A 13,651-nucleotide genomic window follows, 5' to 3' on the forward strand; every position below is an offset into this window, starting at 1 on the left:
TGCTCACGGAGAATCCTTATGGCAGTGGCGCGCCGGCCCACTGTGGGCAGGGCGCTTCGTCGATGCGCACCGGGCAGTACGCCGGAACGCGGGGAAACAACTCGAGCAGATCGCGGTTGCGCAAGCGCACGCAACCGTGGGAGCGCGGCTCGCCCATGGGCTCGCAGTCCGGCGTACCGTGCAGATAGATGTAGCGACGGAAGGTGTCCACCGCACCGAGCCGGTTGCGCCCCGGCTCGCAACCGCTGAGCCAGAGAATCCGCGTGAGGATCCAGTCGCGCTCGGGCGCGGCGACATGCAGCTCCGGGGTCCAGATCTCGCCGGTCCAGCGCCGGCCACGCAACACCGCGCCCTCCGGCAGGCCGTCGCCGATTTTCGCCCGTACCCGATGCAGGCCGCGCGGTGTGCAGCCGCTGCCCTGCCGCTCCCCAGCGCCGTGGAGTGCGGTGGAGACCGGCAGGCGCAGGCGCAGCACGCCGCCAGCGAAGCCGTAAAGCCGCTGGTCGGCGAGCGAGATGTGCAGTAGGTCGAGAGCAGGCATGGCAGGGCGGCCCGGAAACAGGCCGCTAGCTTAGCTCAAGCATCCGCGGAGCCCAACCGCCCCACGGGGTCAGGCCTTGACGGGAGCAGCGCCGCTCTTGTTGCGCGGGCGCAGTTGGGCCGCCATCAGGTTCGGATCGGTGATGCCGGTATCGGCGCGCGCGCCGGCGGCCAGGAACGGCACCATCATGCGCATCACCTGCTCAGTGGAGGTATGCACGCCGTAGTCGTTTTCCGCCATGGCACGCAGCGCCTTGATCCCGGACATGCTGAACGCCGCCGCACCGAGCATGAAATGCATGCGCCAGAACAGCTCCAGCGGCGGAATCCGGGGGGCGGCCTCGACGACCAGCAGCATGTAGCGGCGGAACACCCGACCGTAGACTTCCTCCAGGTACTTGCGCAGGTGTCCCTGGCTCTGACTGAAGGAAAGCCCCAGCAGGCGCATGAAGATCGACAGGTCATTGCCGCTGCGTGGCTTCACCGCCAGGGCCTGCTCCAGCAGCAATTCGAGCAACTCTTCGAGTTCCGGTTTATGCTCCGCAAGCGCCTGACGGCGATCCAGCTCCTTTTCCAGGCTGGCGCAGAACGGCCCGAGGAAGCGCGAGAATACCGCCTGAATGAGTGCCTTCTTGGAACCGAAGTGATAATTGACGGCCGCCAGGTTGACACCCGCCTTGCTGGTAATCAGCCGCAGCGAGGTTTCGGCGAATCCCTTTTCGGCGAACAGCTGCTCCGCCGCATCCAGTATCCGCTCCACCGTTTCTGACTGAGCCATTTCTCTCTTTCACCTGACAAACACTTGTTTGAAACATACGTTTTCAGTTGCGCGCAGTCAAGGCGACCGGCTCGCGGAGATGAACTTCGGCATTCCGCGCCGTCGCGGATTGGCGAGCGGCAAAAACACTGTATATAATCCCAGCCACTGGATAAAAACACAGAGGCTGGACATGCTGAAACTGACGCCCCGCCAAGCCGAGATTCTGGCCTTCATCAAGCACAGCCTGGAGCGCCACGGCTACCCGCCCACCCGCGCGGAAATCGCCCAGCAGCTGGGCTTCAAGTCACCCAACGCCGCCGAGGAGCATCTCAAGGCACTGGCCCGCAAGGGCGCCATCGAGATGATCCCGGGCGCGTCCCGCGGTATCCGCATTCCCGAAGGCGAACCCCTGGACAACGATGAAGGCGGCCTGCCGGTCATCGGCCGGGTCGCGGCGGGCGCACCGATCCTGGCCCAGGCGCATATCGAAGATACCTTCAAGCTCGACGCCGGCATCTTCAAGCCGCGCGCCGACTACCTGCTGCGTGTACGCGGCATGAGCATGAAGGACGCCGGCATCCTCGACGGCGACCTGCTGGCCGTGCATGCCACCCAGGAAGCCCGCAACGGTCAGATCGTAGTCGCTCGCCTCGACGAGGAAGTCACCGTCAAGCGCTTCAAGCGTGACGGCAAGAACGTCTGGCTGCTGGCGGAAAATCCCGAGTTCGCCCCGATCAAGGTCGATCTCGAACATCAGCACCTGACCATCGAAGGTCTCAGCGTTGGCGTCATTCGCCGCTAGCCGGCAAGGAGCTTCCCATGCAGCAGTACCAGCAGCAGATGCCCGATCGCTTCCAGTATCCCCTGCTGCTGCCCCTCGGGGATGCCAGCGAGCCGGCGGACGCCACCGATCATGCGAGCGAACTGTCGCTGCGTGGTGCCGCCGAGCATTGCCTGAGTCTCTTGGGGCCGGTCCTGCGCGAGCTGAGCCAGGCGGCGGATGCCCGCTGGCTGACGCTGATAGCACCTCCCTCGCCGCTCACACCGGCCTGGCTGCGCAGCGCCTCGCTGAACCGGGAACGCATCCTGCTGCTGCAGGCCCGCGACCCACAATCGGCCTTCGAGCTGGCCTGTGAGGCGCTACGCCTGGGGCGCAGTCACACCGTGGTCAGCTGGTTGCCGTTGTCCGCGCAGCAAAGCCGCGCCCTGGCCCGCGCGGCCAACGAAGGCTGCGCACAGAGCCTGAACATTCGCATGAGCTGAGCGGGTTCAGTGCAGAACCCGAGGGGCGTCCGGATCCGGAAGTTCGCCTTCGACCAGGCGGCCGGCCATCTGCAGACCGGCGTTCATCATGGCCTTGGCCACCTCGACATGCTGTCCCTGCAGGAATTCACGGGCATCGGCGGAAAATTCCAGCGTCACCAGCGTTTCCTCGTCCTCGGCGCGACGCAGCGCAATTCGGCCATCAGGCAATTCGACGATTTCCAGGAAAGCGGTCGGCATAGTTTCGATCCCAGCAAGAGGGCGCGCATTGTAGCAGCCCGGCGGGCGTTGCCCTAGTGTCCGGACGAAGGGGGAAGCTTTGGTGGGCCGGCTGGCGCCGGCCTTGGCCGGGATAAACCCGGCCCCACAGAATGGGGCATCGCGGCTGAAGCCCGCGCTCAGCTGTCCACCATCGCTTCGCGAAAGCGCAGCGCCAGGGCTTTCAGCTCGGTCTGCCAGGTCGCCAGCATGTCCGCATCGACGGGCAACGCGGACCGCGCCGCACTGGTGACGATCAGCCCGTTGTCCTCGGCCGGCTTGCGCGGCGCCACGGGCGGCACGAAGAGTCCGGCATAGGCCCCGCGCAGAGCGGACAGCCAGCTGTCGCCACGCGCCGCCAGCTGACGCAGCTCCCCCAGTTCGGGACAGTCGGAAGCAATGCCCAGCAGGGCTTCCACCGACGGTGCATCGGCGCCGGGCAGGCGATAGAAGCCGGCGATCTCCTGCAACAGGCCGAGCAATGCCCCGTGCAAGTGGAACAGCGCCGCCTCGCGCTCGGCCTGGCTGCGGCCGGCGGCGTCCAGCGCGGCGCCCTGTTCGGCTTCGCGCAGCGCCTTGATGGCGAGCCCGGCAAAGTAGAGCTTCTGGTTGGTGCGGGTATAACGTTCCTGGGCCACAACGGCGCCCTCCGGTGAGCGGTTACGGGTCGCGGCAACGCCGCGACCGGGTCTCAGCGCTTGTCTTCCACCTTCCACTGCCCGTTGGCGTGGAACGCGCGCCAGCCGGTGGGCTTGCCATCCACCTCGGACTGCACGTACTGCTCCTTGGTCTTGCGGCTGAAGCGGATCACCGCCGGGCGGCCGTCCGGATCACGCGGTGGCGCGGACAGCAGGTAATGGTGCTTGGGATCCAGTTCGGCCTTGTGCGGCAGCAGCTCCAGCACCAGCGGCGCGCGGGTCTCGCGGTTCTTCGGGAACTGGCTGGCGGCCAGGAACAGCCCCGAGGCGCCATCGCGCAGCACGTAGGTGTCGTTGACCTTCTCGCACTTGAGCTCCGGCATCGGAATCGGATCGCTCTTGGGCGGCGCCGCCTCGCCGCTCTTCAGCAGCTTGCGGGTGTTCTTGCAGCTGGCGTTGGTGCAGCCGAAGAACTTGCCGAAACGGCCGGTCTTCAGTTGCATCTGGCTGCCGCACTTGTCGCACTCCAGGCTCGGGCCTTCGTAACCCTTGATGCGGTATTGGCCCTGCTCGATCTCGTAGCCACTGCAATCCGGGTTGTTGCCGCAGATGTGCAGCTTGCGGGTTTCGTCCAGCAGGTAGGCATCCATGGCCGTGCCGCATTTCGGGCAACGATGCTTGTTGCGCAGCAGCAGGGACTCGGATTCACCCTCGTCGTCCGCGGCGATCTCGTCGCCCGGCACCAGGTTCAGGGTGGACTTGCAACGCTCCTTCGGCGGCAGGCTGTAGCCCGAGCAACCGAGGAACACCCCGGTGGAGGCGGTGCGGATCATCATCGGGCGGCCGCATTCCTTGCAGGGAATGTCGGTCAGCGTCGGCTGGTTGGCACGCATGCCGCCCTCACTGCCCTCGGCGCGGGTCAGTTGCTGGCTGAACTGCGCGTAGAAGCTGTCCAGCAGGTTCTTCCAGTCGCGCTCGCCCTGGGCCACATCGTCCAGGCGCTCTTCCATGCCGGCGGTGAAGCCGTAGTCCATCAGGTCGGCGAAGCTCTCCGACAGGCGATCAGTGACCACGTCGCCCATCTTCTCGGCGTGGAAACGACGGTTGTGCACGGTGACGTAGCCGCGTTCCTGAATGGTGGAGATGATCGCCGCGTAGGTGGACGGCCGGCCGATGCCGCGCTTTTCCAGTTCCTTGACCAGGCTGGCTTCCGAGAAGCGCGCCGGCGGCTTGGTGAAGTGCTGGCTGGGGTCGAGCTGGAGCAGCTTGAGCGCTTCGCCCTCGGCCATGTCCGGCAGCACGTCGTCCTCGCCGGGCTTGCTCTGCTGCGGCAGCACACGGGTATAGCCGTCGAACTTGAGGATGCGGCCCTTGGCGCGCAGCTCGAAGTCACCGGCCGCCACGCTGACCGTGGTCGACAGGTACTGGGCCGGCGGCATCTGGCAGGCGACGAATTGGCGCCAGATCAGTTCGTAGAGGCGCTCGGCGTCGCGCTCCATGCCGGACAGCTGCGTCGGGCGCAGCTGGACGTCGGAAGGACGAATCGCTTCGTGCGCTTCCTGGGCGCCTTCCTTGCTGGAGTAGAAGTTCGGCTTTTCCGGCAGGTACTTGGCACCAAATTCGTCGTCGATGAAGCCGCGCACCATGGCGATGGCGTCCTGCGACAGATTGGTCGAGTCGGTACGCATGTAGGTGATGTAGCCGGCCTCGTACAGGCGCTGAGCCATCATCATGGTCTTCTTCACGCCGAAGCCCAGGCGGTTGCTCGCCGCCTGCTGCAGCGTGGAGGTGATGAACGGCGCGGAGGGCTTGCTGGAAGTGGGCTTGTCCTCGCGTTTGGCAATGCTGTAGGCCGACGTCTTCAGGCGCTCCAGGGCCGCCATGGCCTGGGCCTCGTTGACCGGCTTGAACGCCTCGCCCTTCTCGCGCACGACTTCGAAACGCACCTTGTCCTGGCGCGCCGTGCCGAGATCGGCGTGGACTTCCCAATACTCTTCCGGGACGAAGGCGCGAATCTCGCGCTCGCGCTCGACCACCAGCTTCACTGCCACCGACTGCACGCGGCCGGCGGACAGACCACGGGCGACCTTGGCCCACAGCAGCGGCGAGACCATGTAGCCCACCACGCGGTCGAGGAAACGACGCGCCTGCTGGGCATTCACCCGGTTGATATCCAGCTCGCCCGGCTGGGAGAAGGCTTCCTGAATGGCCTTCTTGGTGATCTCGTTGAACACCACGCGCTTGTAGCGGCTGTCGTCGCCGCCGATGGATTCGCGCAGGTGCCAGGCGATGGCCTCCCCCTCGCGGTCCAAGTCGGTTGCGAGATAGATGGTGTCGGCGTCCTTGGCCAGGCGCTTGAGCTCCTCGACGACCTTTTCCTTGCCCGGCAGGATTTCGTACTGTGCCTTCCAGCCGTGTTCCGGGTCGACACCCATGCGGGTGAACAACTGCTTCTTGGCCTTTTCCTTGGGCGACAGCGTGGCGCCTTCGGCCGCGCTCTTGCCGCGCTTGGCCGGCTCCTTGGTGCTGCTCGCCGAACCGCTGGTCGGCAGGTCGCGGATGTGGCCGATACTCGACTTCACAACGTACTGGTTGCCCAGATACTTGTTGATGGTCTTGGCCTTGGCCGGTGATTCCACGATGACCAGCGATTTACCCATGGGTTGGAGAATTCCTGACAAATAAATAAAGGAAGGGGCCGCCTTGCGCGGAACCGCTATATATAGTGGCGATCACGCCAAGGTCAAGCTGCCGGCGTCAAGCTCCCAACTCCGGCTTGAGTCCGATCAGGGGTGCCTCCTCCCTGACCAGCGCAAAGCGCGGCAACCGCTCGCCATTCAGATCGACCGTTTCGCAGAACATGCGCAGCGGCCGGATCCACAGGCCGTATTCTCCATACAGCGCCTGGTAGACCACCATTTCCTCTTCATTCTCCGAATGGCGGGCCACACCGAACACGCGGTATTCATGCCCCTTGTAATGGCGATAAACGCCAGTCGTTATCTGCATCGACTCGACTCCGAACAACCGTTGCGTCAGCGGTATCGGCAGGCATGAAGAAAACCCGACCCGCTTGCGCAAAAAACCCGCAAAAACGAAAACCGGGGCACAGAGGCCCCGGTTCCTTTGATCCCGAGCGCTTAGACGCGTTCGAAGACCGTGGTGATGCCCTGGCCGAGACCGATACACATGGTCGCGATGCCGAGGGTGCCGCCGTTCTGCTTCATCACGTTCAGCAGGGTGCCCGAGATACGCGCACCGGAGCAGCCGAACGGGTGACCCAGAGCGATGGCGCCACCGTTGAGGTTGACCTTCTGGTCCATCTTGTCGAGCACCTTGAGGTCCTTGAGCACCGGCAGGGCCTGTGCCGCGAAGGCTTCGTTGAGCTCGATGTGGTCGATGTCATCGATGGTCAGACCGGCACGCTTGAGCGCCTTCTGGGTGGACGGCACCGGGCCGTAACCCATGATCGCCGGGTCGACACCGGCCACCGCCATGGCACGCACCACGGCCATCGGCTGGATGCCCAGGTCCTTGGCGCGCTGGGCGCTCATGACGATCATGCAGGACGCGCCGTCGGTGATCTGCGAGGAGGTACCGGCAGTCACGGTGCCGCCCTTCGGGTTGAATGCCGGCTTCAGCGCGGCCAGGCTTTCGTAGCTGGTTTCCGGACGAATGGTTTCGTCGAAATCGAACACCTTCAGGAAGCCGTTCTCGTCGTAGCCTTCCATCGGGATGATCTCGTCCTTGAACCGGCCTTCCTGGGTGGCAGCCCAGGCGCGCTGGTGGGAGCGCACGCCGAACTGATCCTGGGCCTCACGGCTGATGCCGTGCATCTTGCCGAGCATTTCGGCGGTCAGGCCCATCATGCCCGAGGCCTTGGCGGCGTACAGGGACAGCTGCGGGTTCGGATCCACGCCGTGCATCATGCTGACGTGGCCCATGTGCTCCACGCCGCCGACCACGAACACGTCGCCGTTGCCGGTCTGGATGGCCTGCACGGCAGTGTGCAGGGCGCTCATGGAGGAACCGCACAGGCGGCTGACGGTCTGGCCAGCGCTGCTGTGGGGGATCTGGGTCATCAGCGACGCCATGCGCGCGATGTTCCAGCCCTGCTCCAGGGTCTGGTTGACGCAACCCCAGATCACGTCCTCGACCTCGGCCGGGTTGATCGCGGCGTTGCGCTCCAGCAGCTTGCTGATCAGGTGCGCCGACATGGTCTCGGCGCGGGTGTTGCGGTGCATGCCACCCTTGGAACGGCCCATCGGGGTGCGGCCGAAGTCGACAATGACGGCGTCTCTCGGATTCAGACTCATATCTCTATATCTCGCTCTGTTCTGTCCGCATTAACCGAAGAACTTCTGGCCCTTGGCGGCCATTTCACGAAGCTTGGCGGTCGGGGTGTACAGTGCGCCCAGGTCGGCGTACTTGTCGGCCAGGGCGACGAACTCGGCCACACCGATGGAGTCGATGTAGCGCAGCGCACCCCCGCGGAAGGGCGGGAAGCCGATGCCGTAGATCAGGCCCATGTCGGCTTCGGCGGCGGTTTCGACGATGCCGTCTTCCAGGCAGCGCACGGTTTCCAGGCACAGCGGGATCATCATGAAGTTGATGATGTCCTCGTCGGTGACTTCACGCTGCTCGTAGACGATCGGTGCCAGCACCTCCTGGACGGAGGCATCGACCACCTTCTTCGGCTTGCCGCGCTTGTCGGTCTCGTAAACGTAGAAACCCTTGCCGTTCTTCTGGCCCAGGCGGTTGGCCTCGTACAGCGCGTCGACGGCGGTCTTGCGCTCTTCCTTCATGCGCTCCGGGAAGCCTTCGGCCATCACGTCACGGGCATGGTGGGCGGTGTCGATGCCGACCACGTCCATCAGGTAGGCCGGGCCCATGGGCCAGCCGAACTTTTCCATGATCTTGTCGATGCGCACGAAGTCGACACCGGCGCTGACCAGCTTGGCGAAGCCGCCGAAGTACGGGAACAGCACGCGGTTGACCAGGAAGCCGGGGCAGTCGTTGACCACGATCGGGTTCTTGCCCATCTTCTTGGCGTAGGCCACGGTGGTGGCGATGGCGGTCTCGCTGGACTTCTCGCCACGGATCACTTCCACCAGCGGCATCATGTGCACCGGGTTGAAGAAGTGCATGCCGACGAAGTTTTCCGGACGCTTGAGCGCCTTGGCCAGCAGGTTGATGGAGATGGTCGAGGTGTTGGAGGCCAGCACGGCGTCTTCCTTCACCTGGTCTTCCACCTCGGCCAGCACGATCTGCTTGACCTTCGGGTTCTCGACCACGGCTTCGACGACGATGTCGACGTTCTTGAAGTCGCCGTAGGACATGGTCGGACGAATGGCGTTGAGCGCCTCGGCCATCTTGGCGGCGGTCAGGCGACCCTTCTCGACGCGGTTGCCGAGCAGCTTGGAGGCCTCGTTCAGACCCATCTGGATACCCTCTTCGCGGATATCCTTCATCAGGATCGGGGTGCCCTTGACGGCCGACTGGTAGGCGATGCCGCCACCCATGATGCCGGCGCCCAGCACGGCGGCCAGCTGCACGTCGCGGGCCTGCTTGTCGTAGCCCTTGGCCTTCTTCTTCAGTTCCTGATCATTGAGGAACAGGCCGATCAGGCTTTCGGCGACCGAAGTCTTGGCCAGCTTGGCAAAACCGGCGGCTTCGACTTCCAGGGCCTTGTCGCGGCCCATGCCGGCGGCCTTCTGGATGGTCTTGATGGCTTCCACCGGCGCCGGGTAGTTCGGGCCGGCCTTGCCTGCGACGAAGCCCTTGGCGGTTTCGAAGCTCATCATCTGCTCGATGGCGTTGAGCTTGAGCTTTTCCAGCTTCGGCTGACGCTTGGCCTTGTAGTCCAGCTCGCCGGCAATGGCGCGCTTGACCAGATCCAGCGCGGCGTCACGCAGCTTGTCGGCGGCAACCACGGCGTCGACGGCGCGTACCTTGAGGGCATCCTCGGCCTTGTTCTCGGCGCCGCCGGCGATCCACTCGATGGCGTTGTCGGTACCGATCAGGCGCGGCAGGCGCACGGTGCCGCCGAAGCCCGGGTAGATGCCCAGCTTCACTTCCGGCAGACCGATCTTGGCGTTATCGGCCATGACGCGGTAGTCGGCGGCCAGGCACATTTCCAGACCGCCACCCAGGGCGATGCCGTTGATGGCGACCACGGTGGGAACAGCCAGGTCTTCGAAGTCGTTGAAGATCTTGTTGGCTTCGAGGTTGCCGGCGACCAGTTCGGCCTCGGGCAGCTTGAAGTTGTCGACGAATTCGGTGATGTCGGCGCCGACGATGAACACGTCCTTGGCGCTGGTCACGATCACGCCCTTGACGGAGGCGTCGGCCTTGAGGGCGTCGACGGCCTGACGGAGCTCGTTCAGGGTGAGACGGTTGAACTTGTTGACGGACTCACCCTTGAGGTCGAAATTCAATTCGACGATGCCGCCCTCAAGAGCCTTAACCGTGATGGCTTTACCTTCGTAAATCATCAACTGATCTCCAGGTATTGGAAGCTGAACTGGTATACATCGATCGCCGGACCAGCACCTGAAGCAGCGTGTTTACCGGCACACCCGTCGATGCATGGGGTCGTGCGTAATAGAGCAGTGCAAGGCAAACGCTCAATTCATACGATCGTTTGATTCGGGTGTGCCAACCTTCCTGCAAAAGGCCCGGCTTGTCAATTGGCGCTCTGCGCATTCCCGCCTGCCGCACCAGCCAATCGCATTCTGCTAGCATTCAGCCCGCCTTGTGGTGAACGTTAGCCAACCCGTTCCAGAACTCATCATGAAACCCCGGCCGGAGCCATACTGCACGCAGTGGTGAATGGTCCGGCATTCCAGGAGGAAATGATCATGCAGTACCAGCACATACTGGTCGCCATCGACTTGGCAGAGGAATGCCATCCGGTGGTGGAGCGCGCCGCCACCCTGGCCCGCAGCCACAATGCCCGGCTGTCGATCGTACACATCGTCGAGCCCATGGCCATGGCCTTCGGTGGCGACGTCCCGATGGACCTGTCGATGCTGCAACAGCAGCAGTTCGACCAGGCCCGCGAACGCCTGGATACCTTTACCGGACGCTACGGCGACATCCTGCCGGCCGACCAGCGCCATCTCGCCTATGGCCAACCGCGTCAGGAGATTCACCGCCTGGCCATCGAGCAGGGCTGCGACCTGATCGTGGTGGGCAGCCACGGCCGCCACGGTCTGGCCCTGCTGCTCGGCTCCACCGCCAACGACCTGCTGCACGGCGCGCCCTGCGACGTGCTGGCGGTGCGCTTGAAGAAAGAGGAATAGGGGAAGGACCTATTGTAGGAGCGGCTTCAGCCGCGATGCTTCTGGTGCAGCCGCATCCAAAGCTCGCGACTGAAGTCGCTCCTACAGGTCAGCGCCGGCCAGCTTTTTTGTGGGAGCGGACTCGTCCGCGAGCTTCTCTGTAGGCCGCGCTCAAGAGCTCGCGACTAAAGTCGCTCCTACAGGTCAGCGCCGTACTCCCCGCCCTCCCCCGCGCTCATCACCAGCGGCCGGATCTTGTGCAACTGGGTTTCCAGCGACACCGTCATGCTGTTGGCCATGGAGAAGAAGGTCAGGAAGGCCTTGAGGTTGGAGTCACCCTCGCAGGTGGCGTGGATGCGCTGCCAGAAGGCCTGATTGACCAGTTGCAGTTGCTGGAAGGCCTTCACCAGGCCGCGCAGTTCCCAGTCGGGACGGCGACCCTCGCGACTGTTGAAGTACTGGCGGGCCAGATACAACGCCACCGCGCGGAGGATGAATTCGCGGTTGCTGGCGAACGGCAGGTGCTGCTGGGCCATCGGTCGCAGACGAGCCATCACCGGGCAGGCGCTGGTCGCCATGATCACCCCGAGCAGCGAACGCAGCCCCTCCTCCAGGCCTACCTGCTTGCTGTATTCGCGTTCCGGCGTGCGCACCCAGACAAAGGCCCGGGTCACGGCGGGCAAGCCCTGGAAATCGCCGATCACCCGATGCACGTCAACCGCCGCCGGACAATGCTGATGCTCGGCGCGGTTGAGCGGGCAGTTGCTGCATTGCTGATATTCCAGCCGCGTCCAGGGCGGCAGCTTGTCCGCCACGGGGCGCGGATCACGATCGAGTTCGATCTGGTAGCTGAACGTGTGTTCGTCGTCGAGGGTTATCCGGTACTCGATCGCCATTCAAGGCTCCTGGTCAGTCGTCCAATTCGGCCCACCTCTCGAGCAGGACATCCAGCTCGTGCTGCAGGCTCTCCAGGCGAGCCAGGGCCGCACGGGTTTCCTCGGCCGGTCGCTGATAGAAGGAAGGCGCAGCGGTTTCCCGTTGCAGGGCCGCCTGCTCTTCTTCCAGCGCTTCGATCTGTCCGGGCAGCGCTTCCAGCTCGCGCTGCTCTTTGTAGCTGAGCTTGCGCCGCGGCGCCGCGACCGGTGCCGCAACTGGCGCAGGCGCCGGCTCTTCGGCCTTCTGCGCCTTGCCCTTCTCCTCGACGCCAAGCAGACGCGGCGAACCGCCCTGGCGCAGCCAGTCCTGATAGCCCCCGACGTACTCGCGCACCCGGCCATCGCCCTCGAACACCAGGGTGCTGGTCACCACGTTGTCGAGGAACGCCCGGTCGTGGCTGACCATCAGCACGGTGCCCGGGAAACCGAGCAACACTTCCTCGAGGAGCTCCAGGGTTTCCACGTCCAGATCGTTGGTGGGCTCGTCGAGCACCAGCAGGTTGGCGGGCTTGCTGAACAGCTTGGCCAGCAGCAACCGCGCACGTTCGCCACCGGACAGCGCCTTGACCGGCGTGCGGGCGCGCTGCGGGCTGAACAGGAAGTCGCCCAGATAGCTCAGCACGTGGCGGCTCTGGCCATCGATGGTGATGAAATCGCGGCCTTCGGCCAGGTTGTCGATGACGGTCTTTTCCGGCTCCAGCTGCAGGCGCAACTGGTCGAAGTAGGCGACCTCCAGCTTGGTACCGGCCTCGATGCGGCCGGATTGCGGCTGCAGCTCACCGAGCAGCAGCTTGAGCAGCGTGGTCTTGCCCGTGCCGTTGGCGCCAAGCAGGCCGATGCGATCGCCACGCTGCAGCACCAGGGAAAAGTCCTTGACCAGCGGCTTGCCGCCGGGGTGGGCGAAGCTGACATGCTCGGCGACGATCACCTGCTTGCCGGACTTCTCCGCCGTCTCCAACTGCAGGCTGGCCTTACCCTGGCGCTCGCGACGCTCGGCGCGTTCGGCGCGCATGGCCTTCAGAGCGCGCACGCGGCCCTCGTTGCGGGTGCGGCGGGCCTTGATGCCCTGGCGAATCCACACCTCCTCCTGGGCCAGACGCTTGTCGAACAGCGCGTTGGCGCTTTCCTCGGCGGCGAGCTGCTGCTCCTTGTGCACCAGGAAGCTGGCGTAATCGCCGTTCCAGTCGATCAGGTGACCGCGATCCAGTTCGAGGATGCGCGTCGCCAGGCTCTGCAGAAAGGCCCGGTCGTGGGTGATGAACAACACCGCACCGTTGAAGCCGAGCAGCGCCTCTTCCAGCCAGGCGATGGCGCCGATGTCCAGGTGGTTGGTCGGCTCGTCGAGTAGCAGCAGATCCGGCTCGGCCACCAGCGCCTGGGCCAGCAGCACACGGCGGCGCCAGCCACCGGACAGCTCGGCCAGGGTCTTGTCGGCCGGCAGGTTGAGGCGGCTCAGGGTGCTGTCCACCAGTTGCTGCAGGCGCCAGCCATCCTTGGCCTCCAGTTCCTGCTGCACATGCATCAGCTCGGTCAGATCGGTATCGCCCTGGATGTGCTGGCTCAGGTGGTGATAGCGCGCCAACAGCTCGCCGACGCCGGCCAGCCCCTCGGCCACCACGTCGAACACGCTGCGTTCGTCGGCGCGGGGCAACTCCTGGGGCAACTCGCCGATCTTCAGTCCGGGCGCCCGCCAGATTTCGCCGTCATCCGGACCCTGTGTACCTTTGGCCAGCTGCAACAGACTGGATTTGCCCGTACCGTTGCGGCCGATGATGCACACCCGTTCGCCCTTGGCGATCTGCCAGGACACGCCGTCCAGCAGCGGCATGGCGCCGTAGGCGAGGGAAACATCGGTGAATTTGAGCAGGGTCATGGGCGCCTCCGAAAACAGGGCGGGCATTCTAACAGGAGCCCGCCCGGTGGACTCATCCGTGCGGGCCATGCCGGAAGAGCTCGCGCATGAAATGCTCCCAC

General features: G+C 64.6%; 13 protein-coding genes. 3 read left to right on the forward strand and 10 right to left on the reverse strand.

Going from position 1 to position 13,651, the window contains the following annotated elements; all coding sequences use genetic code 11:
• Window positions 1-16 precede the first annotated feature (16 nt).
• Together VL129_RS16380 and VL129_RS16385 are read right to left on the reverse strand one after the other, a co-directional pair.
• Complete coding sequence (locus VL129_RS16380) at window positions 17-541, reverse strand: L,D-transpeptidase (RefSeq protein WP_325414600.1); 525 nt, start codon at window positions 539-541, stop codon at window positions 17-19.
• Window positions 542-610: 69 nt separating this feature from the next.
• On the reverse strand, window positions 611-1,318 hold the full coding sequence (locus tag VL129_RS16385; RefSeq protein ID WP_325414602.1) for a TetR/AcrR family transcriptional regulator: 708 nt from the start codon (window positions 1,316-1,318) through the stop codon (window positions 611-613).
• A gap of 172 nt (window positions 1,319-1,490) precedes the next feature.
• Here VL129_RS16385 and lexA point away from each other — a divergent pair, with 172 nt between their 5' ends.
• Entirely contained in the window at window positions 1,491-2,102 is a 612-nt protein-coding gene (gene lexA / locus VL129_RS16390; RefSeq protein ID WP_325414604.1) for a transcriptional repressor LexA, read from the forward strand.
• 17 nt (window positions 2,103-2,119) lie between these two features.
• Complete coding sequence (sulA, locus tag VL129_RS16395; protein ID WP_325414606.1) at window positions 2,120-2,563, forward strand: SOS-induced cell division inhibitor SulA; 444 nt, start codon at window positions 2,120-2,122, stop codon at window positions 2,561-2,563.
• Between the two features lie 6 nt (window positions 2,564-2,569).
• On the opposite strand, the gene VL129_RS16400 is transcribed toward sulA, so the two are convergent.
• The 6 genes from VL129_RS16400 to fadB form a co-directional block, all read right to left on the reverse strand.
• Window positions 2,570-2,803, reverse strand: coding sequence for a hypothetical protein (locus tag VL129_RS16400; RefSeq protein WP_325414608.1), 234 nt, complete (start codon window positions 2,801-2,803; stop codon window positions 2,570-2,572).
• Window positions 2,804-2,961: 158 nt separating this feature from the next.
• Entirely contained in the window at window positions 2,962-3,459 is a 498-nt protein-coding gene (locus VL129_RS16405; protein ID WP_325414610.1) for a DUF6586 family protein, read from the reverse strand.
• A 53-nt stretch (window positions 3,460-3,512) separates the two neighbouring features.
• Window positions 3,513-6,119 carry a type I DNA topoisomerase gene (gene topA / locus VL129_RS16410; RefSeq protein WP_325414612.1) on the reverse strand — a complete coding sequence of 869 codons (2,607 nt, stop codon included), beginning with the start codon at window positions 6,117-6,119 and terminating at the stop codon, window positions 3,513-3,515.
• A gap of 97 nt (window positions 6,120-6,216) precedes the next feature.
• Window positions 6,217-6,468, reverse strand: coding sequence for a DUF1653 domain-containing protein (locus VL129_RS16415; protein ID WP_325414614.1), 252 nt, complete (start codon window positions 6,466-6,468; stop codon window positions 6,217-6,219).
• A 131-nt stretch (window positions 6,469-6,599) separates the two neighbouring features.
• A complete protein-coding gene (gene fadA, locus VL129_RS16420; RefSeq protein ID WP_325414616.1) occupies window positions 6,600-7,775 on the reverse strand; it encodes an acetyl-CoA C-acyltransferase FadA in 1,176 nt (391 codons plus the stop codon).
• 30 nt (window positions 7,776-7,805) lie between these two features.
• Window positions 7,806-9,953 (reverse strand): fatty acid oxidation complex subunit alpha FadB, encoded by a 2,148-nt coding sequence (fadB, locus tag VL129_RS16425; RefSeq protein WP_325414618.1) that lies wholly within the window; start codon window positions 9,951-9,953, stop codon window positions 7,806-7,808.
• A 366-nt stretch (window positions 9,954-10,319) separates the two neighbouring features.
• Between fadB and VL129_RS16430 the strand changes: the two genes are divergently transcribed.
• The gene (locus VL129_RS16430) at window positions 10,320-10,763 is read left to right on the forward strand and encodes a universal stress protein (protein WP_325414656.1); all 444 of its coding nucleotides are present in this window, start codon (window positions 10,320-10,322) and stop codon (window positions 10,761-10,763) included.
• Between the two features lie 176 nt (window positions 10,764-10,939).
• Here the strand turns inward: VL129_RS16430 and VL129_RS16435 are convergent, their stop codons facing one another.
• Together VL129_RS16435 and VL129_RS16440 are read right to left on the reverse strand one after the other, a co-directional pair.
• Window positions 10,940-11,638: a DUF6901 family protein gene (locus VL129_RS16435; RefSeq protein ID WP_325414620.1), complete on the reverse strand. Its 699-nt coding sequence runs from the start codon at window positions 11,636-11,638 to the stop codon at window positions 10,940-10,942.
• Between the two features lie 13 nt (window positions 11,639-11,651).
• On the reverse strand, window positions 11,652-13,550 hold the full coding sequence (locus tag VL129_RS16440) for an ATP-binding cassette domain-containing protein (protein ID WP_325414622.1): 1,899 nt from the start codon (window positions 13,548-13,550) through the stop codon (window positions 11,652-11,654).
• Window positions 13,551-13,651: the final 101 nt, after the last annotated feature.

Origin of the sequence: Pseudomonas sp., from assembly GCF_035497915.1 — a bacterium.
GTDB lineage: Bacteria > Pseudomonadota > Gammaproteobacteria > Pseudomonadales > Pseudomonadaceae > Serpens.